The organism is Bdellovibrio sp. BCCA, from assembly GCF_037996825.1.
Classification (GTDB): domain Bacteria; phylum Bdellovibrionota; class Bdellovibrionia; order Bdellovibrionales; family Bdellovibrionaceae; genus Bdellovibrio.
In genome coordinates, this window is sequence record NZ_JBBNAC010000001.1 from 3,476,130 (window position 1) to 3,502,782 (window position 26,653).

The 26,653-nt window shown below is 44.9% G+C and carries 24 protein-coding genes and 1 riboswitch; of the genes, 12 read left to right on the plus strand and 12 right to left on the minus strand.

All coding sequences use genetic code 11. The annotated features are described in order from the left end of the window. The first annotated feature begins 2 nt into the window (after positions 1–2). From panB to panD, 5 genes are read left to right on the plus strand one after another with little or no spacing between them, the layout of a single operon-like run. Positions 3–794, plus strand: coding sequence for a 3-methyl-2-oxobutanoate hydroxymethyltransferase (gene panB / locus AAAA78_RS16820; protein WP_340593271.1), 792 nt, complete (start codon positions 3–5; stop codon positions 792–794). Beyond that, positions 791–1,546, plus strand: coding sequence for a pantoate--beta-alanine ligase (gene panC, locus AAAA78_RS16825; RefSeq protein ID WP_340593272.1), 756 nt, complete (start codon positions 791–793; stop codon positions 1,544–1,546). Before panB ends, panC begins: the two co-directional genes overlap by 4 nt. Next, positions 1,533–2,807 carry a bifunctional phosphopantothenoylcysteine decarboxylase/phosphopantothenate--cysteine ligase CoaBC gene (gene coaBC / locus AAAA78_RS16830; protein WP_340593274.1) on the plus strand — a complete coding sequence of 425 codons (1,275 nt, stop codon included), beginning with the start codon at positions 1,533–1,535 and terminating at the stop codon, positions 2,805–2,807. The genes panC and coaBC overlap by 14 nt, the downstream gene beginning before the upstream one ends. Continuing rightward, positions 2,804–3,574, plus strand: coding sequence for a type III pantothenate kinase (locus tag AAAA78_RS16835; RefSeq protein WP_295905535.1), 771 nt, complete (start codon positions 2,804–2,806; stop codon positions 3,572–3,574). Before coaBC ends, AAAA78_RS16835 begins: the two co-directional genes overlap by 4 nt. An 11-nt stretch (positions 3,575–3,585) precedes the next feature. Beyond that, positions 3,586–3,972, plus strand: a complete 387-nt coding sequence (gene panD / locus AAAA78_RS16840; RefSeq protein ID WP_340593275.1) for an aspartate 1-decarboxylase — start codon at positions 3,586–3,588, stop codon at positions 3,970–3,972. Here panD and AAAA78_RS16845 read toward each other — a convergent pair. Together AAAA78_RS16845 and AAAA78_RS16850 are read right to left on the minus strand one after the other, a co-directional pair. Beyond that, positions 3,969–4,328, minus strand: coding sequence for a zinc ribbon domain-containing protein YjdM (locus AAAA78_RS16845; protein ID WP_340593276.1), 360 nt, complete (start codon positions 4,326–4,328; stop codon positions 3,969–3,971). The two genes, panD and AAAA78_RS16845, sit on opposite strands and share 4 nt — an antisense overlap. A gap of 51 nt (positions 4,329–4,379) precedes the next feature. Further along, the gene (locus AAAA78_RS16850) at positions 4,380–5,327 is read right to left on the minus strand and encodes a hypothetical protein (protein ID WP_340593277.1); all 948 of its coding nucleotides are present in this window, start codon (positions 5,325–5,327) and stop codon (positions 4,380–4,382) included. Between the two features lie 196 nt (positions 5,328–5,523). Continuing rightward, positions 5,524–5,622: riboswitch (purine riboswitch) on the plus strand. Between AAAA78_RS16850 and AAAA78_RS16855 the strand changes: the two genes are divergently transcribed. From AAAA78_RS16855 to AAAA78_RS16865, 3 genes are all read left to right on the plus strand, one after another. Beyond that, entirely contained in the window at positions 5,613–6,473 is an 861-nt protein-coding gene (locus AAAA78_RS16855; RefSeq protein ID WP_340593278.1) for an endonuclease I family protein, read from the plus strand. Its footprint overlaps the riboswitch before it by 10 nt. A gap of 90 nt (positions 6,474–6,563) precedes the next feature. Then, a complete protein-coding gene (locus AAAA78_RS16860; protein WP_340593279.1) occupies positions 6,564–8,396 on the plus strand; it encodes an ABC-F family ATP-binding cassette domain-containing protein in 1,833 nt (610 codons plus the stop codon). Continuing rightward, complete coding sequence (locus AAAA78_RS16865) at positions 8,396–9,196, plus strand: DUF2799 domain-containing protein (RefSeq protein ID WP_340593280.1); 801 nt, start codon at positions 8,396–8,398, stop codon at positions 9,194–9,196. The genes AAAA78_RS16860 and AAAA78_RS16865 overlap by 1 nt, the downstream gene beginning before the upstream one ends. Here the strand turns inward: AAAA78_RS16865 and AAAA78_RS16870 are convergent. From AAAA78_RS16870 to AAAA78_RS16880, 3 genes are all read right to left on the minus strand, one after another. Beyond that, positions 9,193–10,680 (minus strand): hypothetical protein, encoded by a 1,488-nt coding sequence (locus AAAA78_RS16870; protein ID WP_340593282.1) that lies wholly within the window; start codon positions 10,678–10,680, stop codon positions 9,193–9,195. The two genes, AAAA78_RS16865 and AAAA78_RS16870, sit on opposite strands and share 4 nt — an antisense overlap. Before the next feature lie 77 nt (positions 10,681–10,757). Further along, positions 10,758–12,293, minus strand: coding sequence for an ABC-F family ATP-binding cassette domain-containing protein (locus AAAA78_RS16875; RefSeq protein WP_340593284.1), 1,536 nt, complete (start codon positions 12,291–12,293; stop codon positions 10,758–10,760). A gap of 157 nt (positions 12,294–12,450) precedes the next feature. Then, positions 12,451–13,905 (minus strand): hypothetical protein, encoded by a 1,455-nt coding sequence (locus AAAA78_RS16880; protein WP_340593285.1) that lies wholly within the window; start codon positions 13,903–13,905, stop codon positions 12,451–12,453. A gap of 156 nt (positions 13,906–14,061) precedes the next feature. Between AAAA78_RS16880 and AAAA78_RS16885 the strand changes: the two genes are divergently transcribed. Next, positions 14,062–14,649, plus strand: a complete 588-nt coding sequence (locus AAAA78_RS16885; protein ID WP_340593286.1) for an energy transducer TonB — start codon at positions 14,062–14,064, stop codon at positions 14,647–14,649. Positions 14,650–14,665: 16 nt separating this feature from the next. Next, positions 14,666–16,477 carry a TonB-dependent receptor plug domain-containing protein gene (locus AAAA78_RS16890; RefSeq protein ID WP_340593287.1) on the plus strand — a complete coding sequence of 604 codons (1,812 nt, stop codon included), beginning with the start codon at positions 14,666–14,668 and terminating at the stop codon, positions 16,475–16,477. On the opposite strand, the gene AAAA78_RS16895 is transcribed toward AAAA78_RS16890, so the two are convergent. The 7 genes from AAAA78_RS16895 to AAAA78_RS16925 all read right to left on the minus strand — a co-directional run bounded on the left by AAAA78_RS16895 (position 16,452) and on the right by AAAA78_RS16925 (position 24,944). Further along, a complete protein-coding gene (locus tag AAAA78_RS16895) occupies positions 16,452–18,983 on the minus strand; it encodes a PAS domain-containing hybrid sensor histidine kinase/response regulator (RefSeq protein WP_340593288.1) in 2,532 nt (843 codons plus the stop codon). The genes AAAA78_RS16890 and AAAA78_RS16895 overlap by 26 nt on opposite strands. An 83-nt stretch (positions 18,984–19,066) precedes the next feature. Continuing rightward, the gene (locus AAAA78_RS16900) at positions 19,067–20,005 is read right to left on the minus strand and encodes a hydroxymethylglutaryl-CoA lyase (protein WP_340593289.1); all 939 of its coding nucleotides are present in this window, start codon (positions 20,003–20,005) and stop codon (positions 19,067–19,069) included. Positions 20,006–20,010: 5 nt separating this feature from the next. Then, positions 20,011–20,391 (minus strand): acetyl-CoA carboxylase biotin carboxyl carrier protein subunit, encoded by a 381-nt coding sequence (locus tag AAAA78_RS16905; protein WP_340593290.1) that lies wholly within the window; start codon positions 20,389–20,391, stop codon positions 20,011–20,013. A gap of 1 nt (position 20,392) precedes the next feature. Beyond that, positions 20,393–21,871, minus strand: coding sequence for an acetyl-CoA carboxylase biotin carboxylase subunit (locus AAAA78_RS16910; protein WP_340593291.1), 1,479 nt, complete (start codon positions 21,869–21,871; stop codon positions 20,393–20,395). Then, positions 21,871–22,650 (minus strand): enoyl-CoA hydratase-related protein, encoded by a 780-nt coding sequence (locus AAAA78_RS16915; protein ID WP_340593293.1) that lies wholly within the window; start codon positions 22,648–22,650, stop codon positions 21,871–21,873. The genes AAAA78_RS16910 and AAAA78_RS16915 overlap by 1 nt, the downstream gene beginning before the upstream one ends. A gap of 2 nt (positions 22,651–22,652) precedes the next feature. Then, a complete protein-coding gene (locus AAAA78_RS16920) occupies positions 22,653–24,260 on the minus strand; it encodes a carboxyl transferase domain-containing protein (protein ID WP_340593295.1) in 1,608 nt (535 codons plus the stop codon). Between the two features lie 60 nt (positions 24,261–24,320). After that, positions 24,321–24,944, minus strand: a complete 624-nt coding sequence (locus tag AAAA78_RS16925; RefSeq protein ID WP_340593296.1) for a hypothetical protein — start codon at positions 24,942–24,944, stop codon at positions 24,321–24,323. 101 nt (positions 24,945–25,045) lie between these two features. Between AAAA78_RS16925 and AAAA78_RS16930 the strand changes: the two genes are divergently transcribed. Together AAAA78_RS16930 and AAAA78_RS16935 are read left to right on the plus strand one after the other, a co-directional pair. Continuing rightward, positions 25,046–25,528, plus strand: coding sequence for a hypothetical protein (locus tag AAAA78_RS16930; RefSeq protein ID WP_340593297.1), 483 nt, complete (start codon positions 25,046–25,048; stop codon positions 25,526–25,528). 1 nt (position 25,529) lies between these two features. Continuing rightward, entirely contained in the window at positions 25,530–26,564 is a 1,035-nt protein-coding gene (locus AAAA78_RS16935; RefSeq protein ID WP_340593298.1) for a class I SAM-dependent methyltransferase, read from the plus strand. Positions 26,565–26,653: the final 89 nt, after the last annotated feature.

Sequence of the window (26,653 nt, forward strand, 5' to 3'; positions counted from 1 at the left end):
TTATGAAAACCATCCTTGATTTCCAAGATAAGAAAACTAAAAAGCAAAAAATTTCCATGCTCACCTGCTACGACTATTCCTTCGCGCGCATTGCTGCTGCCAGCAACATTGATTGCCTTTTAGTCGGTGATTCTTTGGCGATGACTATGCACGGACACAAAACGACTTTGAATGCTTCTGTGAACATGATGGCTCTTCATACGGCGGCGGTTGTTCGCGGAGCTGGAGAGAAATTTGTTATCGGCGATCTTCCTTTTATGAGCTACCGCAAAGGTTTAACGGCCAATATGACTTACATTGAAAAAATCATGAAGGCTGGGGCTCATGCTGTGAAACTGGAAGGAGCTTCTGGAAATATTGAACTTGTTCGTCACTTGGTGGATTCCGGTGTTCCTGTAATGGGTCACTTGGGACTTACTCCCCAATCCGTGAATCAACTGGGCGGATTTAAAGTTCAAGGCCGTGATGAAAAAGCGCAAAAGAAAATCAAAGAGCAAGCTTTGCAGCTTCAAGATGCTGGAGCGTTTTCGGTTGTGCTGGAATGCGTGCCTTCGAAACTTGCGCGTGAAATCACCGCCTCTTTAGAAATTCCAACGATCGGTATTGGTGCAGGTCCTGATTGCGACGGACAGGTTTTAGTTCTGCAAGATATGCTTGGAATGAATGAAGGCTTTAAACCGAAGTACCTCAAAACATACTTTAACGGTTATGAAACTTTGAAAAATGTTTTCAACTCCTACCACAACGAAGTCGTTGAAAGCGCCTTTCCCACAGAGAAGGAGAGCTATTCATGATCCAAGTTTTACGCTCACCTCAAGAATTTAAAACCTGGCGCTGGGGAAAACACGGCTCCATCGGCTTTGTTCCGACGATGGGTGCTTTGCACGAAGGCCATGAGTCTTTGCTAAAACGCGCTTATGACGACAATGATTTCGTCGTGCTTTCTATTTTTGTGAACCCCACGCAATTCAATGACCCAAACGATTTGGAAAAGTATCCAAAAACTTGGGAAGCTGATCTTGCGATGGCCGAACGCAATGGTGTGGATGCAATTTTTTATCCAAAGTACAGCGACATGTATCCGGATAACTACCGCTACAAAGTCACAGAGAATGAATATTCGAAGTTATTGGATGGCGCTCACCGCCCTGGACACTTTGATGGCGTTTTGTCTGTGGTGATGAAGTTATTTAACATTGTTTCTCCAACCAAAGCTTATTTCGGTGAGAAAGATTTCCAACAAATGACTTTGATTAAAGGCATGGTGGATAGCTTCTTTATGAATCTAGAAATCGTTCCTGTTCCGACAATGCGTGAAAAAGACGGTCTTGCGATGAGTTCTCGCAACACAAGATTGTCTCCGGAAGAACGCGCCAAAGCTCCGGCAATTTATAAAGCCATCACGGAAAGTAAATCTGCGGAGGAAGCCGCTGCAAAGCTCAACTCTCAGGGTTTTGTCGTCGACTATGTCACTGATATCGGGAACCGCCGATTTGTTGCGGCGAAATTGGGAGAAGTGAGGTTGATAGACAATGTCGAAATCTAAAGTTCTCTTTATGATGACAGGCTCTATTGCCTGTTACAAAGCGTGCCATGTGGTTTCCCGTCTTGTGCAAGCCGGTTGCGAAGTGCAAGTCGTCGCAACACCTTCTGCTTTGAAATTTGTCGGCAATGCGACCTTGGAAGGACTGACTGGGAAACCCGTCGTGAGTGATATGTATGCCACGGGTAACGTCATGGACCATATTCACTTGATGAGATGGGCTGATGCGATTTTGGTGGCTCCTGCAACGGCGAATTTTATTAATAAAGCCGCGCAGGGTGTGGGCGATGATCTGGTTCAGACTTTGTTCCTGGCTCACGATTTTAAAAAGCCTTTTCTTGTGGCTCCAGCGATGAACACGAGCATGTACAAACATCCTGTGACGCAAAAGTCTTTAGAGGCTTTGCGTGGAATGGGTATTGAGATTCTTGATACGGCGTCAGGAATTCTTGCTTGCGGTGAAGAAGGCTGGGGAAAACTTTTAGAGCCTGATTTAATTTTAAAATTCACTTTGGAAGCGTTGAAAAAACAACCTGCTACGAATGCTGATCCTGCTCGTGCAGCTCGCGCTTCAGCGTTTTCGAAAGTGAAAGTATTAGTCACAGCAGGCGGAACACAAGAGCCGATTGACACGGTTCGCGTGATCAGCAACTTAAGTTCCGGTCGCACTGGGATTGCCATTGCAGAAGCCATGGGACAGATGGGTTTTGATGTGACTTTGCTTCAAGCTCACGGAACGTCGCTTAAAGCAGAACATGTCGCTAAGAAAGATTTCTTCACAAGCTTTGCAAGTCTTGATGAAAAAATGAAAGATTATCTTTCCAAGAATGAATTCACTCACGTGATTCATGCGGCAGCTGTCAGCGATTACTCAGTTGATACCATCGAAGTGAATGGCGAAAACTATCATCCGTTTGAAGTAAAAAAAGTCAGTTCAGACGCAGATAGCATGAGCATTCATCTTAAGCGCAATCACAAGATCGTGGATCGCTTAAGAGTTTATTCAAAAAATAAAAACGTCCAAGTGATTGCCTTTAAACTCACAAGCCATGCTTCGGAAGAAGAACGCAAAGCAGCTGTGGATAAACTTTTTAAAGGTTCTAATGCGGATTACGTCGTTCATAACGACATGACAGATATTGATATTGTTAATAGAACTCACAAGTTCACCTTGATTAATTCGAAAGAAGCCGTCCCTTGCGAAAACTTGGAACAACTCACTTACGAATTGATTCAAGTGCTTATACCTAAGGACGCTTTATGATTTTATGCCTTGATGTCGGCAATACACAGATTTATGCCGGTCTTTTTGATAAAGACAAAATGGTTTTGTCTTTCCGTAAGAATTCCAAAAGCGGAGCTTCTTCGGATGAAACAGGAATTTTCCTGCGCAGTGCAATTCGTGAAAACGGCTATGACCCTTCGAAGATCAAACAAATCGCGATCTGCAGTGTGGTGCCTGAAGTGATTTATTCACTTCGTGGTGCGTGCATGAAGTACTTCAATATCAATCCATTCATTCTGCAAGCAGGAGTAAAAACAGGTCTTAAGGTGAAATACCGCAATCCTTTGGAAGTCGGTGCGGACCGTATCGCCAATTCCATTGCGGCGACTCACTTGTATCCAGGAAAAAATCTGATTCTTGTGGATTTGGGAACGGCGACAACCTTCTGTGCTGTGACCAAGGATAAAGACTATTTGGGTGGCTCCATCGTGGCCGGACTTCGCTTGAACATGGAAGCTCTTGAAAGCAAGACTGCAAAGCTTCCATCGGTAGAAATCATCTCTATGCATGAAGCTTTGGGACGCTCGACAGTGGAAAGCATTCAGTCGGGTCTTTATTACGGCCACTTAGGCACGATTAAAGAACTTCGCGAACGCATCACGAAGGAATGTTTCCAGGATGAAAAACCTCTTGTGATTGGCACAGGTGGATTTTCTTCGTTATTTGAAAAAGAAAAAATATTCGATGAGATTGTGCCGGACTTGGTTCTTAAAGGCATGCTGATCGCTTTGCAATACAATACTTAAGGATTTCGATTATGAACTTATCAATGTTAAGAGCAAAAATTCACCGCGCGACTGTCACTGGAGCGGACCTTGATTACGAAGGCTCCGTGAGCATCTGCCCTGATCTTATTAAAGCTTCCGGCCTGCTTATCAACGAGCGCGTAGATATTTACAACTGCAATAACGGCGCCCGTTTTTCTACTTATGTGATCTTAGGAAATAAAGGCGAGATTTGCCTCAATGGAGCCGCTGCTCGCCACGTACAAAGAGGCGATCTTGTGATCATCTGTTCTTACTGCGGATTAAGCCTTGAAGAAGCTAAGAAGCACGAGCCTTCCGTGGTTTTTGTCGACAACAAAAATCGTGTGAAGGCCAAACGTAAAGAAGACGCTAAGAATAATAAAAAGAAGAAGGCCTAAGCCTTCTTCACGTATTGAGATTTCAAACCCATCGCGCCGAAACCATCGATCTTGCACGCGATATCGTGTCCATCGGCGCTATCATACACCAAGCGGATGTTTTTCACTTTCGTTCCGACCTTCACCGAAGAAGACGAACCTTTCACTTTCAAGTCTTTGATCACAGTGACCGTGTCACCGTCTTGAAGAATATTTCCATTCGCATCTTTAATAACATTCGATGCAGGAGCATCTTCTACAACCTCGATGGAGGCATGCACGCTCCACTCATGACCGCACTCAGGGCACACCCACAAGTTGCCGTCTTGATAAATATGTTCGGAACCGCATTTAGGACATTTTGATTCATTGCTCATGCGCTTAATAAAGCACATCAAAGACAATTTGGCTATGGCTCGACGGAAATATTATTTGCAGTAACGGTATTGACTCATCAAGCCGCGAGTTTTCTGAGCTCCCGCGATATCACCGCCACGACGTTTGTTCCAATCATCACTGCGCAAAGGTCCCCAGTAAGTTCCCTCTGGGCCTTTCGATGTGGGAGTCATGAGCGTGTCACGATTTTGAAGTTCTTTAGCAAGAAGATCGATACCGCATTGGATATTTTGATAAGGCACGTGTAGATCACGCGCCTTCGGACAAACAGGTTTCCACACTTGCAAAAGACCAATCGCTGTTCCATTCGGAGCATTTCGATTGTCATTGTTTGGATTACAACTTGATTCGGAAGAAGCCATCGACATGATGATCCACACCCAGTAAAGTTCTCTTTGATCTTTACTCATCTTAGGATAATTTGGGCACCACTTTGTAATATCATCAGGAACATTCAAACCAAAAGATTCCGGTTTGTCTTTGATTTGCTGAAGAGTGTAGGAACCCCAAGCTCCAAGCTGACCTTCTTTATTGATAAAGTGGTCACAACCTTTGGCGAACTTCGCACTGGCATCTCCCCCGATTTCACGGGCAAGATCACGATTCAAATCTTTTTCGTAGACGAATCCTTCTTTTTCACGGGCTGCCCACGCTGCATCTTCCATTTCATAGGCCGCGTCTTGAAGTTTGTTACCGGTGTTACCCATCGCTGATTTGGAACCGCCACCAAACATCAAAGGACAAAGTCCCAAGATCAATTGAAAGATATTTTGTTTTTGTGTGGCATCGGCTTGCGCTTGAACAGCTTGCTGATTTGCAGCTTCGACCGCCGCCATCTGCGCTTGCTGTTGTTGCACCATGTATTGTTGTTGCAGCTGCATGTTTTGAAAAACAGCGGCAGAGTTGGGTGCTGTTGTCGTTTGCGCTTGAACGAGGAATGGAACCGACATGATGAAAACCACGAATGTTTTGAAAGTCATATTGGTATCTCTTTCCCCAAATCTCATGATTAGACTTATCGGGAAATCGCCTTATTCCATGAGCTTACGGCGTCAAAAACTCTAGATTTTCTCATTTTGGGATCGTTTTGCGCCCGACTTAAGTGATGCGCAGCGAAGAATTGTTGGGAAAACGTTAGCTTTACGGAGTTTTCTTGCAAGCTGAGCGATCCGTGAATTAGGTTTTACGCGTGAACCCCGTATATGCTGCGAATAGGGCGCAGTGTTTCTACTAGACACCAAGAAATGTCTAACTATGGAGGATAGATGAACGTTTTGATGCTTACACTGGTGGTCCTGTTTTCTGCAAACTTCGGACATGCCGCTCCCGCTTCTCAGGAAGTTCCTTACTACGGCGAGAAATTTTACAGCGACCTCGCTTCTGGAATTAGCAACAACGATTTAAAAAATAGCATCAAACTAGTTTTAAGAAGTTACCACCTTCGTGTGAATGGGGGCCTTGATCAGATAGTCAATAACTGCAGCGGATCTAATTGTTATGCGCAGACTTCGATCGGATACAACGGAGCCCGCGTTTACTTGATGGGTAAATTCTATCTTCATGACAATGGCGGCGGAAATTACTCAGTAACAGATGTCTACTGTGACAACGAAAAGACAGCCGCCGATTTCAGAGGCGGAAACGCTCCCGCTCCCAACAGAATTCCTGACAGCAACGTGATCAACGTTGAGCACACCTGGCCACAAAGCCGTTTCTCTGGCAAATTCGATAAAGGCACTCAAAAAGCCGACCTTCATCACCTTTTCCCTACCGATTCAAAATTGAACTCTGTTCGTGGTAACAACAACTTCGGTGAAGTCGTGAAAGACACGAAAACGTTGGGTTGCCCGGCGTCTCGCTTCGGCACTCCAGACGGCGGTGGCAAAGAGATCTTTGAACCACCTCACAATCACAAAGGAAATGTCGCTCGCGCGTTGTTCTACTTCTCTTTGCGCTACGATCTTCCAATCAATGCCAGCGAAGAAGCTTTCTTACGTAAATGGGCTAAAGAAGATCCGATTGATGACGAAGAAATCCGTCGCAACGACGACATTTACGCAACTCAAGGTAACAGAAATCCATTCGTTGATTTCCCGAACCTTCAAGACAACATCGCTGATTTCTAGTTGTTAATTCCAAGTTAAATACCGAGAAGGGTCTGTGAAAACGGGCCCTTTTTCTTGACGTCATGCGACTTTTCAGAGAAGTTTCTGGGCATGGCTATCACCCTTCTACAACTTCAATCCGGTTACAAAGCCTTTGGTTCAAAAAGTCTTTTTGAAGACGCCACCTTTGCTATTAACGAAGGGGAACACGTTGGCGTTATCGGTCCCAACGGAGCCGGCAAATCCACTTTGTTTAAGATCCTGGTCGATCAAGAACATCTTGATCAAGGTATTGTCACAAAATCTCAACAACTGCGTTTGGGATATTTGGAGCAAGAATCTGATTGGAATGTCGACGAGAAGGTTGAAGAGTATCTTGCGAAGAACTGCATTAAACCACTGTGGGAACTTAAACAGTTTGGATTGAAATTAGGTTTAAGCGAAGCGCACTTTCAATCGCATTTAAAGCAACTCAGCGGTGGTTATCGCATGCGTGTGAAGCTTTTGTACTTAATTGGACAAGAGCCGAATTTACTTTTGCTGGACGAGCCCACGAACTTCTTGGACCTAGAAACTTTGTTGGTTTTAGAAAACTTCTTGCAAGAATTCAAAGGCGCGTTTCTTTTGATCTCACATGACCGCGAATTTCTTCGTCGCGTGACAGATCATATTCTAGAAGTTGAGTCTGGCGATATTGTGAAGTTTCCAGGAAGTCTTGATGACTACTTTGAGCAAAAAGCGATGCTCAATGAAATTTTGCAAAAACAAATTCTCAATCAGCAGGCTAAAAGAAAATCCATTATGGATTTCGTCACTCGTTTTGGAGCGAAAGCCACCAAAGCCCGTCAAGCGCAAAGCCGTTTGAAAGCTCTGGAAAAAATGGAAGTGATTGAGATGAAGGCGGCCCCCACGCATTCACACATCCATATTCCTCCGGCAAGTCCGACTGGAAAAACAATTCTCGAAATCGAGCATGCGGATTGCGGTTACGGCGACAAAGTCATTCTTAAAGATGTTTCACTGCGCTTAGAACGTGGCAATCATTTAGGCATCGTGGGTCTTAACGGTGCTGGTAAATCCACTTTGCTTAAATCTTTGGGTGAGCAAATTCCCTTGGTAAAAGGTTCCATTAAGTGGGGTCATCAAGTTAGTTTTTCTTATTTTGCTCAACACACTCCGGAAGCCTTAAATCCTGAACACACTGTGATTGAAGCGATGGCGTCTCTGGCACACAAAGAAGTGACTCATCAGGATGTTCTTAATATCGCAGGAAGTTTGTTGTTTTCTGGTGATGCGGCTTTGAAGAAAGTCAAAGTGCTTTCCGGTGGTGAGAAATCGCGCGTGGCTTTGGGGCAGATTCTTTTACAGAAATCTCCGTTACTATTATTAGATGAGCCGACGAATCATTTGGACTTCGACACGGTCGAAGCTTTGACGACAGCCTTGGAAAAATACGAAGGTACGATTGTGACCGTCAGCCATGATCGTGGTTTTATCGGTCGTGTCGCGAACAAGATTTTGGAAGTGAATCACGGTAAACTCACTCTTTATCCAGGCACCTATGACGAATACGTATGGAGTTTGCAAAAAGGCTTTTTGGCAGATCGAGTTTTTGAAAATGCCGACGCCTCTGTCCGCTCTGCTGGAAAATCGGATGAGTCCACAAAGTTTAACTACAAAGAAGAGCGCAAGAGACTTGAAGGTCAGATTAAAAAGTCTCAAAAGCTTATTGAAGACTGCGACAAGAAGATTGCCGATCTTAATAAGATGAGAGATTCTTTAAATGAAAAACTGATGAGCGCTGCGGGAGAAAAAGCGGGAACTCTGGCGAAAGAGCTCCACGACACGAGCGCTCAGATTGAAGATCTTGAAAACACCATGCTTCAAGCCATGGAAGATCAGCACAGTTTCGAAAGTGAACTCAAACAGCTTGTGGGGTCGTAATGACACGAATTCTTTTGATTGCTTTGGCTTTAAATCTGACGGCGTGTGCAAGTTATTTTAAGAAAAAAGAGTGTGAGTCTGTTAACTGGTTTGAACACGGAAAGAAAGTCGCTCTTCGTGGTGAATGGCTTAATTCAGATAAGCTCGTCAATGAGTGCCGCAAAGTCGAAGCTGAAATTCAAGAATCACAACTGGATCAGGGATTCAAAAGCGGTATGCAAAAATACTGCAGTCCTTCTTACGCTTATCAAGTCGGTAAAAGCGGAGACTTCTATTCTCGCGAAGTTTGCGAAGGACCTCAGATCAATGTTCTTTTGGCGGAACACAAAAAAGGCGTGAAAGACTATTGCGCAAAATCCAACGGTCAAAATGCCGGAGCCTCAGGAAAGAAATATCAAAACATTTGCCCTAAAGATTTAGAACCTGCGTTTTTGGCGGAATACCGCAAAGGCCGTAAAAGATACGTGCAAGCGATGATCAGTTCACGCGAATCCGATATTCATGAGATTGAAACAAAAATTGCTTCGCGCCGAGCCGATTTGAGTTACAACCAAGGTCGCTTAGGCAGTCTTGAAGGAGAAGTTTCGGCGTTGGAAGCTCAAAGAAATTTTACGCCGATCGCGAATTCATCACAACGCAGTTACTTGGATGGAAGAATTTCTTCTTTGTCGACGGATGTTTCTTCATTGCGCTCTACAGTTTCTGGCATTCAGATTGACATCAACAATCTAGACCGCGAACGCAAAACGAAAATGGATGAAATCAAAGAGTTTAAGGCAGAACTGCCAAGTCTTGATTAGTTGGGTACGCGGAACCATTCGATCGCGTCCACGTAAGCCTTCGGCTGATAAGCTTTAGCCTGTTCGCTCCAGTGGACTTCGCGCCAGCCAAGACTTTTAAAAGACGGACTTTCTACATCACGTTTCTGGATAAATTCAAAAACATTGGCCACTTGTTCAAGTTCCGTCTTCTTCATTAAAAGAGACGGCAAATGAAATTGCACAAAAGCGATGCCCTTGTTCTGAGCGCCAAAACCTTCCGCCCCCTCGCTTAAGAAACGAGAGAATTGAATTTCCCTTTTTGAATCGCAGTGATCGACGACCAAAAGTTTCTCCGTCACATCGGCATAATCCATGACATAACTAAAATTATAACCACCGCATTTTTCAACCACTGTACGTGTGGCTTTGATTTGCCCAAAAGATTTCAAAGGAATTGGATAACGAGAAGGAAGCATCCAAAGATTTTCTTTATCTTGAAGCGCGATTTGCAGTTTTGGTTGAGCTTTCGCGATCTTCACAAACTGTTGAAAAACTTTCGAGCTTTCTGACAAACCTTCCTGGCTGACGTAAAGAACATCAAAGGAAGCTTCCGCAAATGCATCTTGAAAACCATTAGAGCGAAGCTCATTGGTGAAATTTGCCACAAACAGGCGGTGCACTTCTGAATCTTTCATCGCCTGTGAAGTCGCAACGAAAGAGTTCACGTTTTTAATTGCGTCAGCCGCACGCAACAAAATAGTCTCTTGCGCACCCGGAATCCCCGCAACCGGTACAATTGGCAGCGCAGGAGAATGCTCAGAACGTAAAAGTTGTGGCAGATTCTGCGTAAAATAAAAACGTTCTTTCACCGAAAGGTCTTTAAACGAGCGAATCCAACTTGTGACCAGAAGTGGCCTTAAACTCAACTCAATAACTTGTTGGTCAATCAAAGACACGGCCTCTTGCTTGTTTTGGCAAGCGGCGAAATGTTCAGATTGTTTCCACGGCGAATCACAATAAGCCGAAACAGACTTAATCACATAAGGCCATTTCACTTTGCGCAAAGCTGTTTTGATTTTCGTTGTGGGATCACCGATATCCAAGTCACCGCTTTGCAAATATAAAAGGAAATCTGTGACAACTTCTTCCATCAAAGCTTGCTCTGAAAACAGAGCTTCATTTCTTTCACGATACCAGATTTTTAAAAGACCTTTTTCTAAGTGACCTGGGGCTTCTAAAAGTCTTTCGCCGATATAAATCTGATGACCTTGAACACGGAACAAATACGGTCGGTCTTGCAGAATCGTGATCTGCACTTTGCGATAGAAAGGCTCCATGCTTTCAAGGAGCCTTTCCGTCTGCTGAATACGGTAACTGAGATCCTTCACGTGCTCGCTAAAGAACTGACTGTAAGGCGTTGCCTTGTTAAGAGCACAACGGAAAACAGAATCCGTTCCACTCTCAGCGAGCCTGTCAATTCTTTCGACAACCTTGGAATCGATACAAAGCGGCCTCTTCGTCATCTGAAGAACCATCAGGCTAAGTAGGCCAAAACACACAAAACTCAAGGAGGTCAACCAACGAGCAATCATAGTACGGGCTAAGATTGCAAAAGGTAGACCTCACTGATTCCAATGTTTTCTAGAAAAACTTCATCGTGGGACACCACCAACAAAGCCCCTTGATATTCGCAAAGAGCCTCTTCGAGCACTTCAAGACTTGCGATATCCAAGTTGTTTGTCGGCTCATCCAAAATCAAAAACTGAGGAGCTGGAGAAGCTAAAAGAATTTTCGCAAGCGAAGCCTTGAGCTTTTCTCCCCCACTGAGTGAATTTACTTTTTGATGAACTTTTTCCCCCATAAACTGAAAGCGCGCCAGACGGTTTCTGGTTTCAATCAAATCATAGCGAGAATGTTCCATCACATTTTCTAGAATCGAAAGATCGCCGCTTAAAAGAGAATACTTTTGATCAAGAAAAGCCGTCGCCAGATCTCCTTTATGGAGAGATCCGAAAACTCGCGCCTCAGGCGGCGCCTGTCCCAGCAGAGTTTTAATCAAAGTGGTCTTACCTGCTCCGTTTGCTCCCGCTAAAGCCCAACGTTTGGGACCTTTCATCACCATAGAAATATCTTCGGGCCACAAACTCTTGTCTTGAGAAGAAAACCGGACGTTGAAATCTTTGAGTTCAAAAATCAATTTTCCTTCAGGCACTGAGGTCTCTGGCAGTTCCAGACCCAAAGTGCTTTCGCGTTTTGTTTTTGCAAACAAATCCTGAAAACTCTCTTGGGCTTTTTCCACACGTTTTTCCTCATGAGCTTGAATCCTGCCGTGGGTTTCCTGGGCGCGGCGTTTTAAGCCTCCGGCAATAATGCGCGGAATTCCGCCTCGTGCTGCTTTACGAGTTCCTTCTCTCATGCGCTTTTCTTGCGAGAGCAATTTTTCTTTGTGTTCTCTTTCCAATTTCTTTTTCTCGCGCCGAGCGCGGTCCAGTCTTTCTTCTTGAAGCTCTCTTTCATTTTCTTTTTGTTCTTTGTAAAACTCATAGTTTCCGCCATAGACGGACAATCCTTGATTTGAAAGTTCCAGAATGGAGTCCACATGATTTAAGAGATCACGGTCATGGCTGATAAGCAGTAAAGCTCCACGGTAGGAGTCTACAAATTCAGCGATATAGTTCCGTGCTTCTTTATCTAGATTGTTCGTAGGTTCATCTAAAATAAGTAAACCACCCGCTCGCGATAATGCTTCGGCAATACGCACACGGGTCCATTCTCCTCCGCTTAATGTGTTTAAGTAACTTTCTAAAGGAATATTTTGCAGCAAAGGGCCCCACTCCTCGGCAGAGACATGAGGACTGTCCCACAGATGAATTAAATATTCCGCAACCGTTTGGTTTTTTGCCTCTTCGGATTGTGCCAAATACACAATCGCGTGCGAAGTTTTGATTTCTCCTGACGAAGGCGAAAGAAGGCCCGCTAAAATTTTAGCTAACGTGCTTTTTCCCACGCCGTTGGGTCCCACCAAACCATAGCGAGAAGCGTTTAGAGAAAACGAAATATCTGAAAAAAGTTTTTCGCCTTGAGGAAGCTCAAAGCCCAGCGACCTTGCGGTCACGCTTATTAAATTATTTTGCATATAGAAAATCCGTCCAAAGACCCTGATTGGGTCGAATGAAGTTTTAGAATAAGGAATAATGACGGATTTAATTTCTCATAGACGTCAGGAGTGACCCCGACAAGAATAAGGCTAACATAAGGCCGCGTGAATTACAAGAGCGGCCTTTTTGAAGGTCCTACCAGCACGGTGGAACGACTTGAATACCTTTTAAAACGGATTTGATGGCATCAGCATACTTGCTGTCTTTCGTAACCAGAATCACATCGCTGTTTTTATCCTTGGCCTCAGGAAGTTTGCCCTCGCACAAAGTTTTATTCTTTTGTTCGTCGTGAGTTGTTTTAGAAACTTCACCCGGAACTGTTAAAAAGCCCTCAAGCTTCAGAGCTTCTTTCGTTCTTGTCACAACCATATAAGTCACACGGAAAGTCGCACCGACTTCACGGTTATTTAAGGCAACGCCAGTCAGCGGTACTAAACGAAGCTCTTCTTTTGTTTCCTTTTCAGGATAACGGCCGATAGAGATCTCTTTGAGTTGATAAACTGATTCTGAAACAAATGCCTGCTCTGCGCCCTCTTCTTTCAAAGAGTATTTTAGCAAATGACGGGCTTCTGCTTCGGGAACTTGCTCAACAGTGCGTTGAACGGAAATTTCACAAGAACTCTTGGTATCGAGTTGTAGTAGATGACAAGTGACTTTGTTTTTATCCAAAGCTTTTGCTTGAACAAAAAGGGATTCCAAAGCTTCTCCGCTGACCTTGCCTGTGTCACCCATGCCGTCGTCGGCTTGAATCTCCACATCGAAGATGCGCACGTCAAAGCCCGTTTCAGACATTTTCTTAATTAGTTCATCCTGACGAATGTTTGCACCCTGTTGAAGAATATAATTTTTTACGACGCGGATATTATTGTAATCACCTTGACCCAAAGGCTTGGCTTGCACAAGAGTCGAACGCTCAACCGCCGGCTTCGGAGATGTTTTGCCCGCCGCGCGCTGCTGCGTCTTTCTTGCTGCTTCTTCTTTTTTAGCAGTGGCATCAGCTTCTGCTTGCTGAGAAATATCTTCTTTCGCAGCTGCGCACTGAGATTTTGGTGAAATTTCTTTTACGAGATTGCAGAACTGATCGCCAGGCAAGTTCTTCAGCGTGTAAAGGCTCGTCAAAAACTCTGTGAGAATCAATTGGGCTTTGTCGGCATCGGTGGCGTCTTTCACAGTGCGTGAGTCGATCCACACTTCAAACTGCGTTTGGCGAGCTTGGGCCTGCGCTGTGGATTCAGAATACGTCATGGAAAGAGATTTCGCTTCGTCCTTCTTGAGATCCATTGGAGCAATGATCCATTTTTTTAACTTAAAAAGTGTCGGCCATGAAGTCGTTGAACCTTCGCTCAGGTTATCGAAAGTGGTTTTTAAATATTGTTGATAAGGCACGAGGCTTGTTGGATCGACGACCTGACCTTCTTGTTCTTTTGTCAGTTTCGTGCGCCCAGCGACAGATTCCACCTTCGCATTTTTATTATTTGACGCCACACGTGGAGTGACCTGGTGACCAGCCTCTTGACAGGCTGACAAAATAAGGGACGTCACGACCAGTACGGAAGGGATCAAATGGGAATATCTGCGCTTAGAGTTCATAAGAGCACCTCTTGGCATTCTTATTATCAAAAATAGTGCCCCGTCTCATTCTGAGAAATCCTTAAAACCCTCTCACTGAAAGGGTATTGCGAATCCGGTCGATTTTTTGTCCCCAAGATTGATCATCCTGTCGATTTGTGGGAAGTTTATTTTGTTTTGAAATACGCACTCTGGATCGTTGTATCACTCATTCTTCATCTCGCTCTTGGCAGCTACCTTTGGTTTTGTGGTCATGAGAATCCACATTCTTTTCACGAAGAAATTCTAGATCTCACTTTGGCGACTTCAGCCGCACAAACAAACGCTGTCGCTCCTGTGATGACGCCTTCAGTGGTGAAAAAAACTTCGGTCTCAGGTCCTCCAAGCTTTGAAGGAAAAAATATTTCAGAAACAACAGCCCAGGAAAGTCCTGCAGAAGGAGCAAATTCTTCTGAGAGCGCTGAATCCACACCTGTGGGCTGGGGTGAAGTCACACGTTTCCCAAAAGTGGCGAAAGAAGTAAAAGCCACCTACCCTGCCGAAGCAAAAAAAGCCGGAGTAGACGGTGCTGTTGTTTTGGATGTTTTGATTGATCGCTCCGGCAAAGTCCGAGACGTCAATGTCATCAGCGGTCCTGGCTTTGGATTGAATGAATCTGCGATTGAAGCCTTAAAGCAATTCGAATTTCAACCTGCGCAAAAAGGATCTGAATCTGTTGCAGTTAAGATTCGTTATACCTACCGATTTAAATTAGATGTGAATTAACTAAAGGGAACTCCTCGTGAAACAAGTTTATTTATTGCTTTCCTTATTGATCAGCGCTCCAGCGTGGGCTCAAGAAACTCCGCCTTCTTTTGAAACTGTGGTGGAAGATGTTGTCTTTAATACTTCAAGTCGTATCGTGATTGATGAAAAGACGATTAAAGATTCTCGTGCTCCTAATATTACGTCTCTTCTGGCAAGCCAAGCCAATGTCACCGTGACCAATACACCGTTTCAACCGAACTCCATCTACATCCGTGGTGGAGACTCAAGCCACTTGTTGATTTTAGTCGACGGTGTTCCTTTTTACGATGCTTCAACAATTCAAAGAACGTTCAATCTTAATTCATTGGACGTCAAATCCGTTCGACGCATTGAAATTATTAAAGGCAGCCAGACCGTTCTTTACGGTGGTCAGGCTTTAAGTGGTGTTATTAAAATTGAAACCATTCCTCAAGAACTTAAAGAAAGAAGCGGAATCCAAGGAGAGCTTGGCACTCAGAATGCCCGCGATATTTCTGCAACTCACACCGAAATGCTCACGTATGACAGTGGGATGATTATTCGCGGTCACGGTTCCTGGAAAGACGCGGAGTCTCCGGTTCTGGATTCATCCCGAACTTATTCTCGCAACAACTGGAATGCGGAAGGTGCTTACGCTTGGAAGGGCGCCGTTGAAGGACATCTTAAGGCTAACTACATTCAGGAACTCAACTATTCCGCAACTTCCGGAATGAGTTATCAAATCGTCGATACTTCAAATTTTGAACAATACGCGCGACAGCTAGGTGTGTCTTCAAATTTGAAGTTCAATAATTTTATTTGGTCTCCTCGTTTAACGTTGAGTGCGCAAAACAGTCTTCGAACTTTCAATCAGCCAGTGACTCCAGAAAATCCGATGCTCACAGATCAAGACTATGGAGCCAACCTGCGCACCGTGCGTTTGGATCTAACGCCGGTTAAAACTGATAAGCTGACTCTGACGACCGGCTTAAGCTACATCTTTGAAGATTTCGTTTATCGCGATACAGGTTCAGAAAAGTCGAATTCTTTTGCGGAACAACGTGGTGTTTTTGCCAAAGCAGATTACCAATTAACTCCTCACTTTGCCATCTCTGCTGGTGGACGTGTCGAGAACTGGGCGGATCAAGATCCGGTGAGCACCTATCAATTGGGTTTAATTTTGTTTGAAAAAACAAAACTGGAAGTATCAACTGGATACAAAATTCCCTCTTTGTTCCAGCTTTATTCCACTTATGGAAATCCGGATTTGAAAGAAGAAAGAGCGACTCAATACAGTCTTTCACAAGAAATTCAATTGAGCGAAAGACAACAGTTGTCGATCACACTTTTCACGTCACAGTTCTCTAACCTGATTGTAACTCAGGGAAGTTATCCGTCCTTGAAATATACAAACGTCAACAAATCAGAAACTCGTGGCGCCGAAGTCGTCTACACACTTCGTCCGACAGAAACTTCGTCGCTTTTAATGACTTATGGTTATCAAGAACCACGTGATATCGACAACGCTCGTTGGTTGATCCGCCGTCCTCTGGTCAACGGCAGCATTAAATATATTCAAACTTGGGGCCCACAAACCGGTAGTTTGGAAGTTGTCGGCGCAGGTGAAAGACTGGATCGCAATGGCAATACAACTCTCACAACTCTTCCAGGTTACGCGATTGCCAATGCTTCTTATTCTTATGAACTGGGAAATGGTCTTACGGCCTACACTCGTCTGAACAACCTTTTAGATTATCGCTATCAGGAAACTTATTCCTTCTACACGGAAGGATTCTCAGGCGTTATCGGTGGTGAGTACTGGTTTTAATTAAAATTTCTCTTAAAGCCTCTCGCGAGAGGGGCTTTTGCAAATACCCGTCAAATCCCGCAGCCAGACATTTTTCTTCATCTCCTTTCATCGCATGCGCAGTGAGCGCCACAACGAAACCTTTGTAATTCTTTTTCTTCAATTCATCGAGAGCCTGAAAACCATCCATTTGCGGCATTTGAATATCCATCAAGATCAAGTCGTATGGTTTATTAAGAGCTTTCTCGACAGCTTCTATTCCATTTTGTGCCATATCGATGGCTTTTTCTTCGACTCCAAGTTTCTGCAAATAACGGCGAAACAAGTCGCGGTTGTCAGAGGCATCATCCACAATCAAAACACTGCTAATAAGCTTAAAGTTGTCGCGTTCATGATTCTCAACATGGGTCGACAAATCCTGTCCGTGATCCGCTTTTTGATAAGCCACGGAAATTAAAAAACTACTCCCCTTTCCTGCAGAGCTTCTATCCAGAATCACATCGCCACCTAATAGGCGCGCAAGTTTACGAGAAAGAAAAAGTCCTAATCCCGTGCCGCCAAACCTTCGCGTTGTAGAGCTATCCGCCTGAACAAAAGGTTGAAATAAATTGCTTCTTTGTTCCGGAGAAATCCCAATCCCTGTATCCGTCACTCTGAATTGCAAATTCTTTTTACAGCGGGCCTCTAATTCGACATATCCTTCGTCAGTAAATTTAATCGCATTACCGATCACATTAATGAGAATCTGACGAAGACGCGTCGGATCCGACACAATAAATTCCGGAAGATTTTCATATTTTACCTTTAGCTCAATCCCTTTTTCTTCGGCACGTCCTTTTAACAGATGCACAATATCGTCAAGCAACGCAGGTAAAGAAAATGGAATTTGTTCAATCTGAATTCTTTCAGACTCCACCTTAGAAATATCCAAAATTTCATCAACGATTCGCAGAAGCTGTTGACCATTTCGCAGAATAGTTTCGATCATGTCCCTTTGTTCTTCGTTTAGAGACTCATCTTCCTTCAGCATTTCGGTAAATCCCAACATCGCACCCAGCGGCGTACGAATTTCATGGCTTACGTTAGCTAGAAAAGCACTTTTCGCCCTGTTGGCTTCTTGAGCTTTATAAAACAGTCTTGAATTTTCGATAGCTATGGCCAACCGACTGGAAATCTCATCGGCTATGGACAAATCCATTTCATTGAATTCTTCTTGTTTTAACAAAAATGTGACGAAACCAAACGGCCTTTGATCGCGGATTTTAATCGGTGTCACGATCATGGAACTTATAAAGACCGGCCTATCTTCCGCATAAGCATCCGCACTAAAACTTTCTGCGAGATGCAAATCCATATCGACTCTTTGATAAAGCTCGGACTGCCCCGAACGCAAAACTTGCGCGGCTCCGAAAGCGGCATCCCAACGCAGAGGATGGCGTTTCCGCCAAGCCCTGATATATTCCTCATCAAACTTGTCATGGGATGAGATTTCTGTAATCGCGATATCATAGCCCTCGTCATCTAAAAGATCGACGACACAGATGTCCGCCAGAAAATTGACCACTTCTTCGGTAAAACTTTTTAAGACACGTTCTTGATCGAAGGATTCCGCAAGGACATAACTGAGTTCAGATAAAAATCCCATTTGTTTGGCGCGAGCTTCTGCCGCTTCGCGGGCCAGTTGCTCTTCCAGCAGAGCCATCTTTTGTTTTTCTGACTCTTTTCTTTCAGTGATGTCTTCAGAAACGCAAAGAAGATATTCAGGTTTTCCTTTTTTATTAAAGATCGGAATTTTTTTTGTATGCAAATATCGCAAGCCCTGTGCTGTTTGAATCGGCTCTTCGGGAATATCCACAACACGTGACTGTTCAACGACGTATCGTTCATTTTCTATAGATGCATCGGCCTGTTCCTTTGGAAATAGATCGTAATCGGTTTTGCCGATCATTTGGGCGCGGGGAACGCCAATTAATTTTTCTCCTGCCTTGTTGAAACGAACGAAGCGAAAATCTTGGGCGTCTTTAACAAAAACCATCGTCGGCATGTTTTCAAAAATAGCTTCAAAAAAGGCTTGGGATTGCTGAAGTTCTTGTGTGCGCAGTGAAACACGCTCTTCCAGAAGGAGATTGGCTTGCTCCAGTTCTCGTTCGATTTTTTTTCGAGCCGAAATATCCAAAACAAGTGCGATCACCGTGCCGTCTTTAAACATAGTCAAGGAAACCAAAGCTGGAACGCGATGACCGTCTTTATGAACGTATTCTTTTTCAAAACCGGCGATGGTTTTATTTCTTAGAAGTTGATCAATATAACCCTTGCTCGTCTCAACATCTTCTGGCGCCGTGAGTTTGATCCAATTCAGCTCATGACGTTCAAGATCACGACGAGTGTAACCCAACATTTTTAAAACATAATCGTTCGCATCCAGAATTGAACCATTCATGGTGCTTGCGATAATACCAATCATGTCGGAATCAAAGATGGTTTTATATCTTTGATCCTGCTGATACCTTTCCCGGGAAGGTTCCATTTACACTCCTCCCAAACTCTCAACCTACGCTTCCAAGAAAATCCTTTCAATGGATTCCTCAGAGGACTGAGAGCCGACAAGAATTATGGCTTTGTGACTTTTCCGAGAGGTTTTAATTTTCCGACTTTGCCGACTTTAGACGGCAAGGCATGTTGAATTTTTTCTGTCATCCACGGATCGATTGCCAAGAGTCTGTCCAGGTTCAAACCTGTTTTTACTCCCATGCCGTGGAACATATATACAACGTCTTCTGTGGCGACGTTGCCTGTCGCGCCCGGAGCATAAGGGCATCCGCCTAAGCCGCCAAGACTTGTATCGAACACCGTCACACCCATTTTGTAGGCGGCAAGAATATTCGCAAGAGCTTGCCCGCGAGTATCGTGAAAGTGACCTGCTAATTTTTTTACTGGAATTACTTTTTTAAGTTTTTTGAAAAGAGATTCCACTTGGCCCACATCTGCGACACCAATCGTATCACCGATCGAGATTTCATAGACGCCAAGCTTATGCATTCTTTTAGCAATTTTGATCACGCGTGCTTCAGGAACTTTTCCTTCAAACGGGCAACCAAAACATGTTGAAAGATAACCGCGCACTTTGATTTTATGCTTTTTCGCCAAAGCCATCACAGGTTCGAAGCGCTTAAAGCTTTCATCAATCGTGCAGTTGATATTTTTTAATGAGAAAGATTCCGAACAAGCCGCAAAGATCGCGACTTCTTTCACGCCACTTTTAATGGCGTCTTGCATACCGCGCTCATTGGGAACAAGAACGGAGAATTCCGTTTTTTTGGGAATTTGTCCTGCTTTGACGAGTGCAAAAGTTTTTTCCACCACTTCGGCCGTGCCCGCCATTTGCGGAACCCATTGCGGAGAAACAAACGCACCAATTTCCACGCGTTTTGTTCCAGCTTCGATCAGTCGTTTTGCAAATTCCACGCGAGTGTCGGCATCCAAAACGGCTTTTTCGTTTTGAAGACCATCTCTTAATCCCATTTCCACAATAACAACTGACTTTTTCATAGCGCCTATTTATCGGTTTTTGGCTTAATTCTCACAAGGACTTTTCCAAGAGCTACTTGCTCGCCCACTGTGCAATTCACGCTGTCGATCGTTCCTGCGATCTCAGCCTTTAAAGTATACTCCATTTTCATCGCTTCCATCACTAGAACCGCTTGTCCTGCTTGAACAGCAGAACCTGGAGTTAAAAGAATCTTTGTCACTTTACCTGGCATTGGTGCCATGACTTGATCCGAAGATCCACCGGCACCGGCTTTTTTGCGAGACTTTCGTCCAGAGCCTGCATCCAGAGTAAAAACACGTCCATTGTGGTGCACCCACAAAGTGCCTTTGATCAATTGAGCATGAGCTTTGTGATCAACGCCGTCGATACGTACTGTTACTTCCATCTTAGATACCTCTCCAGTAAGAAGCCCATGGAGACGACGTCGCAGTCACTACAGTTTCTCCACCACCACGAAGTTGCAACAAAGCTCCCTCCGCGACTTTTTTATCGATTTCTGAAAGTGCCGGTTCTTTGATCGGCTCGCTGAAATGAGTTTCAATAAATCGTGTCGTCATTGTGCCCATCACGAATTCTTTGTGTGAAAGGATCTCAATCAAATACGGAATATTCGTGTGCACTCCAAAAACCACAGAATCTTTTAAAACGCGGATCATTTTTTGAATTGCGCGAGGACGAGATTCATCCCAGACAATCACTTTCGCAATCATCGGATCATAATAAGGAGTGATTGTGTCGCCCGCTTCAAAACCATATTCATAACGGCGACGAGGCCCTTCAGGCCATTGAACTTCACCCAAAAGACCTGTTGAAGGCACGCCGCCCAAGTACGGATTTTCCGCATAGATACGGCACTCAATCGAATGCCCTTTTGGAACGCGGATTTGTTTTGGATCGTGGACGTATTCACCTTGTGCTGTGAGGATTTGCATTTTTACTAAATCCACACCCAACACTTCTTCAGTCACGGGATGTTCAACTTGCAAACGCGTGTTCACCTCAAGAAGATAGAATTCTCCATCTTGCAAAAGGAATTCAACAGTTCCCGCCCCTTTGTATTTTCCAAGAGTGGCAATGGCGCAAGCCGCTTCACCCATGCGACGGCGAAGGTCATCCGTCAATGACGGAGAAGTCGCTTCTTCAATAATTTTTTGATGACGACGTTGCACTGAGCATTCACGATCAAAGAAATGAACGACATTGCCTGTGCTATCTCCGAAAACTTGGAACTCGATGTGTTTTGCTCGATCCAAATACTTCTCTAAAAAAACTTTCGGAGAACCAAACGCTGACTGAGCTTCGCGTTGAGCGGATTCAATCAACTCCCCTGCTTCTGCAGAAGATTTAATAAGCTTCATCCCGCGACCACCGCCACCGGCAGCAGCTTTCACGATCACCGGATATCCGATTTTTTCAGCTTGCGTGATCAAGTGCGCGACATCTTGATTTTCACCTTGATAGCCCGGCACCAAAGGAAGGCCTGCTTGTTTTGCCAACTCTTTACAGTGAACCTTGTCACCTAAAGAACGAATGGACGCTGGAGAGGGACCGATAAATGTTAATCCCACTTTACCAACGGCTTCCGCGAAATCAGCATTTTCAGATAAGAAACCAAAGCCTGGGTGAATCGCTTGTGCTCCACCAGCCAAAGCTCCGTTGATATTGGCTTCGATATTCAAATAACTTTCTGCTGTGGGTGCAGGACCAATGCAAACTGTTTTTGTCGCCATTCTATAAGCGCGAGTATCAATGTCGGCTTCAGAATGTAAAAGAACTGTTTCAATGCCTAACTCTTCACAGGCTTTGATAATACGAACGGCCACTTCACCACGATTAGCGATGGCGATACGAGAGAACTTACCCATTATTGAGGTCTCCAACTAGGTTCACGTTTTTCTAAGAAAGATTTAAGACCTTCTTGTCCTTCGATACTGGCGCGACGTTCAGCAATCAAGATTGTTGTGTTATCGCGTTGCTGACTCCAAGTCATAAACGGCAAATCATTTAAAAGTTTTTTTGTTTCACGAACGGCTTCAGGTCCGCATTGCAAATAGTTATGCAAAACTTTTTGCACCGACGTGTGACCTTCACCAGCCGGAACAACTTCACTAACAAGTCCCGCTTGTTGAGCGATGTGGGGATTGAAAACCACGCCTGAAAGCATGAGCGGACGAACTTTTCCTGCAACGGCTTTACGATTAACAAAAGAACTAATCACAGCTGGCGCAATTCCCAACTTCACTTCGCTAAAGCAGAACTGTGTGCCCTCTTCCGCGATCACTTCATCACAGATCGCAAGCAAACCCAAAGCTCCACCGAAAGCAGCGCCATGAATTTGTCCGATGATAGGCAACATGCAGTTTGCCATCGTTTCAAACATATTAAAAAGTTTTAGAGAGTCCTCGCGGTTTTGTTCAAAAGAGAAGTTCACCATCTCCTTCATCCAATTCAAATCCGCTCCTGCGCAGAACGCTTTTCCTTCGCCTTGCAAGACAATAGCGCGCAAATCTTTGCGGCCATTGAGATCGCGGAACGTTTTAGTTAACTCCTCGATCATTTCAGGATTAAAAGCGTTTCTCACTTCGGGCCTATTGAGTTTTACATAGGCCACTTGATTCATCTCTGCTACGACAACAAATGACATAACTACATCCTAAAGACGCCTTGAGCTTTATCACCCCAAGACTTGTTAAGACTTGCCGAAATTCCCAGCGCCAACACACGACGTGTGTCTGCCGGATCAATGATTCCGTCATCCCAAAGACGAGCGGATGAATAATAAGCAGAACTTTCTTTCTCGTATTTTTCAAGAGTCGGACGTTTAAATTCCGCTTGTTCTTCAGCAGTCATCGTTTGTTTTTTTGCAGCCATTTGATCTAGCTTCACAGTGAGCAATACGTTCGCCGCTTGCTCTCCACCCATCACGCTGATCTTGGCATTCGGCCACATCCACAATTGACGTGGTTGGTACGCTCTTCCACACATGCCGTAGTTTCCTGCTCCGTAAGAGCCGCCGATTACGACAGTGAATTTCGGCACGTGAGCGTTGGAAACAGCCATCACCATTTTAGCGCCGTGTTTTGCGATGCCTTCATTTTCGTATTTCTTACCGACCATGAAACCTGTGATGTTTTGCAGGAAAATCAAAGGCACTTCACGTTGTTCGCAAAGTTCAATAAAGTGCGCGGCTTTTTGCGCGCTCTCGCTGAACAACACGCCGTTGTTCGCAATGATTCCCACAGGCATTCCCCAGATGTGGGCAAAACCAGTGACCAAAGTTTTTCCGTAAAGAGCTTTGAATTCGTGAAACTTAGAACCATCCACGATACGCGCAATTACTTCACGCACATCAAAGGGAACGCGGCTGTCTTTAGGAATGATGCCGTAAAGTTCTTTGGCATCAAACAGCGGCTCTTCAACCGGAGCCATTTTCATTTGCACGGCACGTTTGTGATTTAAGTGCGCCACAATCGAACGCGTGATTTCAATCGCGTGTTCATCGTCTTCGGCAAAGTGATCTGTCACGCCGCTCACTTCACAGTGAACTTGCGCGCCACCCAACTCTTGCGCATCCACGACTTCACCTGTCGCGGCTTTTACTAGAGGAGGTCCACCTAAAAAAATCGTTCCGTTTTCTTTAACGATAACGTTTTCATCACTCATCGCAGGAACGTAAGCACCACCCGCTGTGCACGAACCCATCACCACGGAAATTTGCGGGATATTCGCTGCTGACATACGAGCCTGGTTATAAAAAATTCTTCCGAAGTGATCGCGGTCCGGGAAAACGTCGGCTTGCATTGGCAAGAACGCGCCACCCGAGTCGACAAGATAAATACAAGGAAGACCGTTTTCAAAAGCGATCTCTTGCGCGCGTAAATGTTTTTTCACTGTCATTGGGAAATATGTTCCACCTTTGACAGTGGCATCGTTCGCCACGATCACGCACTCAGTTCCGTGAATCACACCAATACCTGTGATCACACCTGCACCCGGTGCTTGGCCTTCATACATGTCCCACGCTGCAAGAGTAGAAAACTCCAAGAATGCAGTTCCACCATCAACAAGAGCTTCGATACGCTCACGCGCAGTAAGTTTGCCGCGCGCTTTGTGTTTTTTCGTCGCGTCTTCTCCGCCACCTTGTTTAACGAGGTTCACTCTTTCGCGCCATTCATTCACGATGCCCATCATAGCATCGCGATTGGCTTTAAAATCCGCAGAGCTTGTATCTAAATGACTCTCTAAAATTTCCATAATTCCCTTGTACTACTTCAGTTCCGCGGCCCGAGGCCGCTGCACTCTGTGCGCCCGGCGCTATCCGATTACTGGTGTATGTTTAAAACTCAAATTCAAACGAAGTTCGGCGACAGCTTGTTCGTTGTTGTCGAAAACTTTCAACTCAGCTTCTGCTTTGGCTTCGCGGTGATCGCGCAGTTCCGCTAAAACAACTTCGCGAGTCGTCTCTGGCAATTCCATGCGCACTCGGCAGTCTTCGCTTTGCTCTTTAAAAAATTCAGACTCTAAACGAGTCACCGTGATTTCAAAATTTCCAATCGGAGCATGGCGCATCCACAACAGTTTCGCAGCTTCAATCGCCGCTGTTGTGATGGCTCCCTCATGCATGTGATTTGTTTCCGTGAAATTGCGTGTGCGGGAAGGAATCACCATCTCCACCTGTGTGTCCGAGAGACGAGAGATTCTCAAACCCATGCCCGCCGAAAAGGGTCTTACAATATCAAGGGCATAACTCAAGGCAGCATGTGAAGCTTTAGGTGAAACTTCCTCTAAAAGAGCGGCCAAATCCGCGGCGCTCAGACGAATGCCACGGTCTTCAAGCTGAGACTTGAGTCCTTCTTTGGCAGTCTGCAATTGCTGACGCAAGTTTTGCTCCAGCTCAATCCCCTTTGACATTAAGATTGTCAGCCATTGTTGGTTCATGAGATATCCTCTCTGCACGGGTGTTGAAAAAAACGGAATATCATGGTCGGATAAGGATGTCAGTTTTATCACACTGAGTAAATAGAGAGAGGACTCTAGGAATGAAGAAAATTGTTAGCCTCGTTGTTTTCATCGCGGCGCTTGTTTGGACTTGGAACGTGATTCACACTACAGACGCCGTGGGATTTGAGACGCACTCCGGCATTCAGGCTAAATTGGCGGAATTGATCAAAAATACATTGGCTGTGAAAAAACCAAACGCAAAAGAGTTGTCCATCACTCGTCTGTGGACGGAGTCCTTGGGTGAAAACAAAGTTCGCGCCGTTTTTGCTTACAAATTCATCGACACTTCTGAGGGCGGAGAAGCTCTTGAACAAGTGATCGAAGGCGAAGCCCTTTTACACCGTGAACCTTCCGAAGATTCTGCTGTTGATAAATGGACTCTTCAATCTGTGAAAACAACAAATGACATCGTGGTCTTCACAGAAGGCTCAACACTGACTCCGGGCGAAGAAGCTCCGGAACCAGAACAAACTCCGGCCGCAACACCGACACCTGCCCCAACGGCAACTCCTCGTAAGTAAAATGTCAATTCCCACTCAATTTATCCAAATTGATGAAGAGGGTTACGGACTGAGCCGCGAGGTTCGCATCCAAGATCCTCTTGTGGGACAAGAACTCCTGCAAAATCTAAAAATTCACGAAGGCGGAACTCTTCTTTCTACGATCGGTACAACGCCGGTGATCGTTGAAGCCTTCGATGAACCTTACGTCGCTCAACAAATTCATTTCAAAGACGGCTCGTGGGAAATCTCTCTTCCTTACGGCGTTCATTTTGCTTTTGCTTTGGAATCTTTGTCCTTGGATGAGTGGGATCGTTTTCACGGCTACACTGCAAATAAAATTCCTTTCGTAATGTCGCGAAAAGCGCAGGCGAGTTTCTTTAATATGCTCGATGAATTCGGCGACGAGTTTATCGAGTTCCAAGGGAAAACTTACGACATCCCTCCGTACTGGCCCGACAACGAAGACGTTGAAAAAGAAACTTACTGGAGCCAAATTTACGAAACAGAACCGAATCCAGGTTGGAATTTAGGCGAACCTGCCGAAGCTTTGAAAGACATGATTCCACGTCTGAAAATCTCGCCTTCTCGCGTACTCGTTTTAGGTTGCGGCGAAGGTCACGATGCTGCGTTTTTCGCGCAAGCTGGTCACTTTGTTACTGCCGTAGATATTTCTCCGCTCGCTTTAGAAAAAGCGCGCAAGCAATACGGTCATTTGGAAAATTTAAAATTTGTCGAAGCGGATTTGTTTAAACTCCCTCGCGATTTTGACCAATCTTTCGATCTTGTGTTCGAGCACACGTGCTACTGCGCGATCAACCCTGCAAAACGCCAAGACCTTGTCAAAACTTGGAACCGCGTTTTAGTCAGCGGCGGCCACTTGATGGGCGTCTTCTTCACTTTCGAAAAACGCCAAGGCCCTCCTTACGGCGGCACCGAGTGGGAGCTCCGCCAACGCCTCAAATCGGCGTACCAACCCATCTTCTGGGGACGCTGGCAAAAATCCATCCCACGCCGCCAAGGAAAAGAACTTTTCATCTACTGCAAAAAGACTTAAAAGGTGCCTGCTTCTTTTTTGGGTCTACATCGCATCATAAATGCTGCGGTGTAGACCCAAAAAAGAACCTGGCACCTTTCGGAGGATTT

Coding starts and splice junctions, on each gene's coding strand:
- panB (WP_340593271.1), top strand. CDS start 3: ATGAAAACCATCCTTGATTTCCAAGATAAGAAAACTAAAAAGCAAAAA.
- panC (WP_340593272.1), top strand. CDS start 791: ATGATCCAAGTTTTACGCTCACCTCAAGAATTTAAAACCTGGCGCTGG.
- coaBC (WP_340593274.1), top strand. CDS start 1,533: ATGTCGAAATCTAAAGTTCTCTTTATGATGACAGGCTCTATTGCCTGT.
- AAAA78_RS16835 (WP_295905535.1), top strand. CDS start 2,804: ATGATTTTATGCCTTGATGTCGGCAATACACAGATTTATGCCGGTCTT.
- panD (WP_340593275.1), top strand. CDS start 3,586: ATGAACTTATCAATGTTAAGAGCAAAAATTCACCGCGCGACTGTCACT.
- AAAA78_RS16845 (WP_340593276.1), bottom strand. CDS start 4,328: ATGAGCAATGAATCAAAATGTCCTAAATGCGGTTCCGAACATATTTAT.
- AAAA78_RS16850 (WP_340593277.1), bottom strand. CDS start 5,327: ATGACTTTCAAAACATTCGTGGTTTTCATCATGTCGGTTCCATTCCTC.
- AAAA78_RS16855 (WP_340593278.1), top strand. CDS start 5,613: ATGAACGTTTTGATGCTTACACTGGTGGTCCTGTTTTCTGCAAACTTC.
- AAAA78_RS16860 (WP_340593279.1), top strand. CDS start 6,564: ATGGCTATCACCCTTCTACAACTTCAATCCGGTTACAAAGCCTTTGGT.
- AAAA78_RS16865 (WP_340593280.1), top strand. CDS start 8,396: ATGACACGAATTCTTTTGATTGCTTTGGCTTTAAATCTGACGGCGTGT.
- AAAA78_RS16870 (WP_340593282.1), bottom strand. CDS start 10,680: ATGACGAAGAGGCCGCTTTGTATCGATTCCAAGGTTGTCGAAAGAATT.
- AAAA78_RS16875 (WP_340593284.1), bottom strand. CDS start 12,293: ATGCAAAATAATTTAATAAGCGTGACCGCAAGGTCGCTGGGCTTTGAG.
- AAAA78_RS16880 (WP_340593285.1), bottom strand. CDS start 13,905: ATGAACTCTAAGCGCAGATATTCCCATTTGATCCCTTCCGTACTGGTC.
- AAAA78_RS16895 (WP_340593288.1), bottom strand. CDS start 18,983: ATGGAACCTTCCCGGGAAAGGTATCAGCAGGATCAAAGATATAAAACC.
- AAAA78_RS16900 (WP_340593289.1), bottom strand. CDS start 20,005: ATGAAAAAGTCAGTTGTTATTGTGGAAATGGGATTAAGAGATGGTCTT.
- AAAA78_RS16905 (WP_340593290.1), bottom strand. CDS start 20,391: ATGGAAGTAACAGTACGTATCGACGGCGTTGATCACAAAGCTCATGCT.
- AAAA78_RS16910 (WP_340593291.1), bottom strand. CDS start 21,871: ATGGGTAAGTTCTCTCGTATCGCCATCGCTAATCGTGGTGAAGTGGCC.
- AAAA78_RS16915 (WP_340593293.1), bottom strand. CDS start 22,650: ATGTCATTTGTTGTCGTAGCAGAGATGAATCAAGTGGCCTATGTAAAA.
- AAAA78_RS16920 (WP_340593295.1), bottom strand. CDS start 24,260: ATGGAAATTTTAGAGAGTCATTTAGATACAAGCTCTGCGGATTTTAAA.
- AAAA78_RS16925 (WP_340593296.1), bottom strand. CDS start 24,944: ATGAACCAACAATGGCTGACAATCTTAATGTCAAAGGGGATTGAGCTG.
- AAAA78_RS16930 (WP_340593297.1), top strand. CDS start 25,046: ATGAAGAAAATTGTTAGCCTCGTTGTTTTCATCGCGGCGCTTGTTTGG.
- AAAA78_RS16935 (WP_340593298.1), top strand. CDS start 25,530: ATGTCAATTCCCACTCAATTTATCCAAATTGATGAAGAGGGTTACGGA.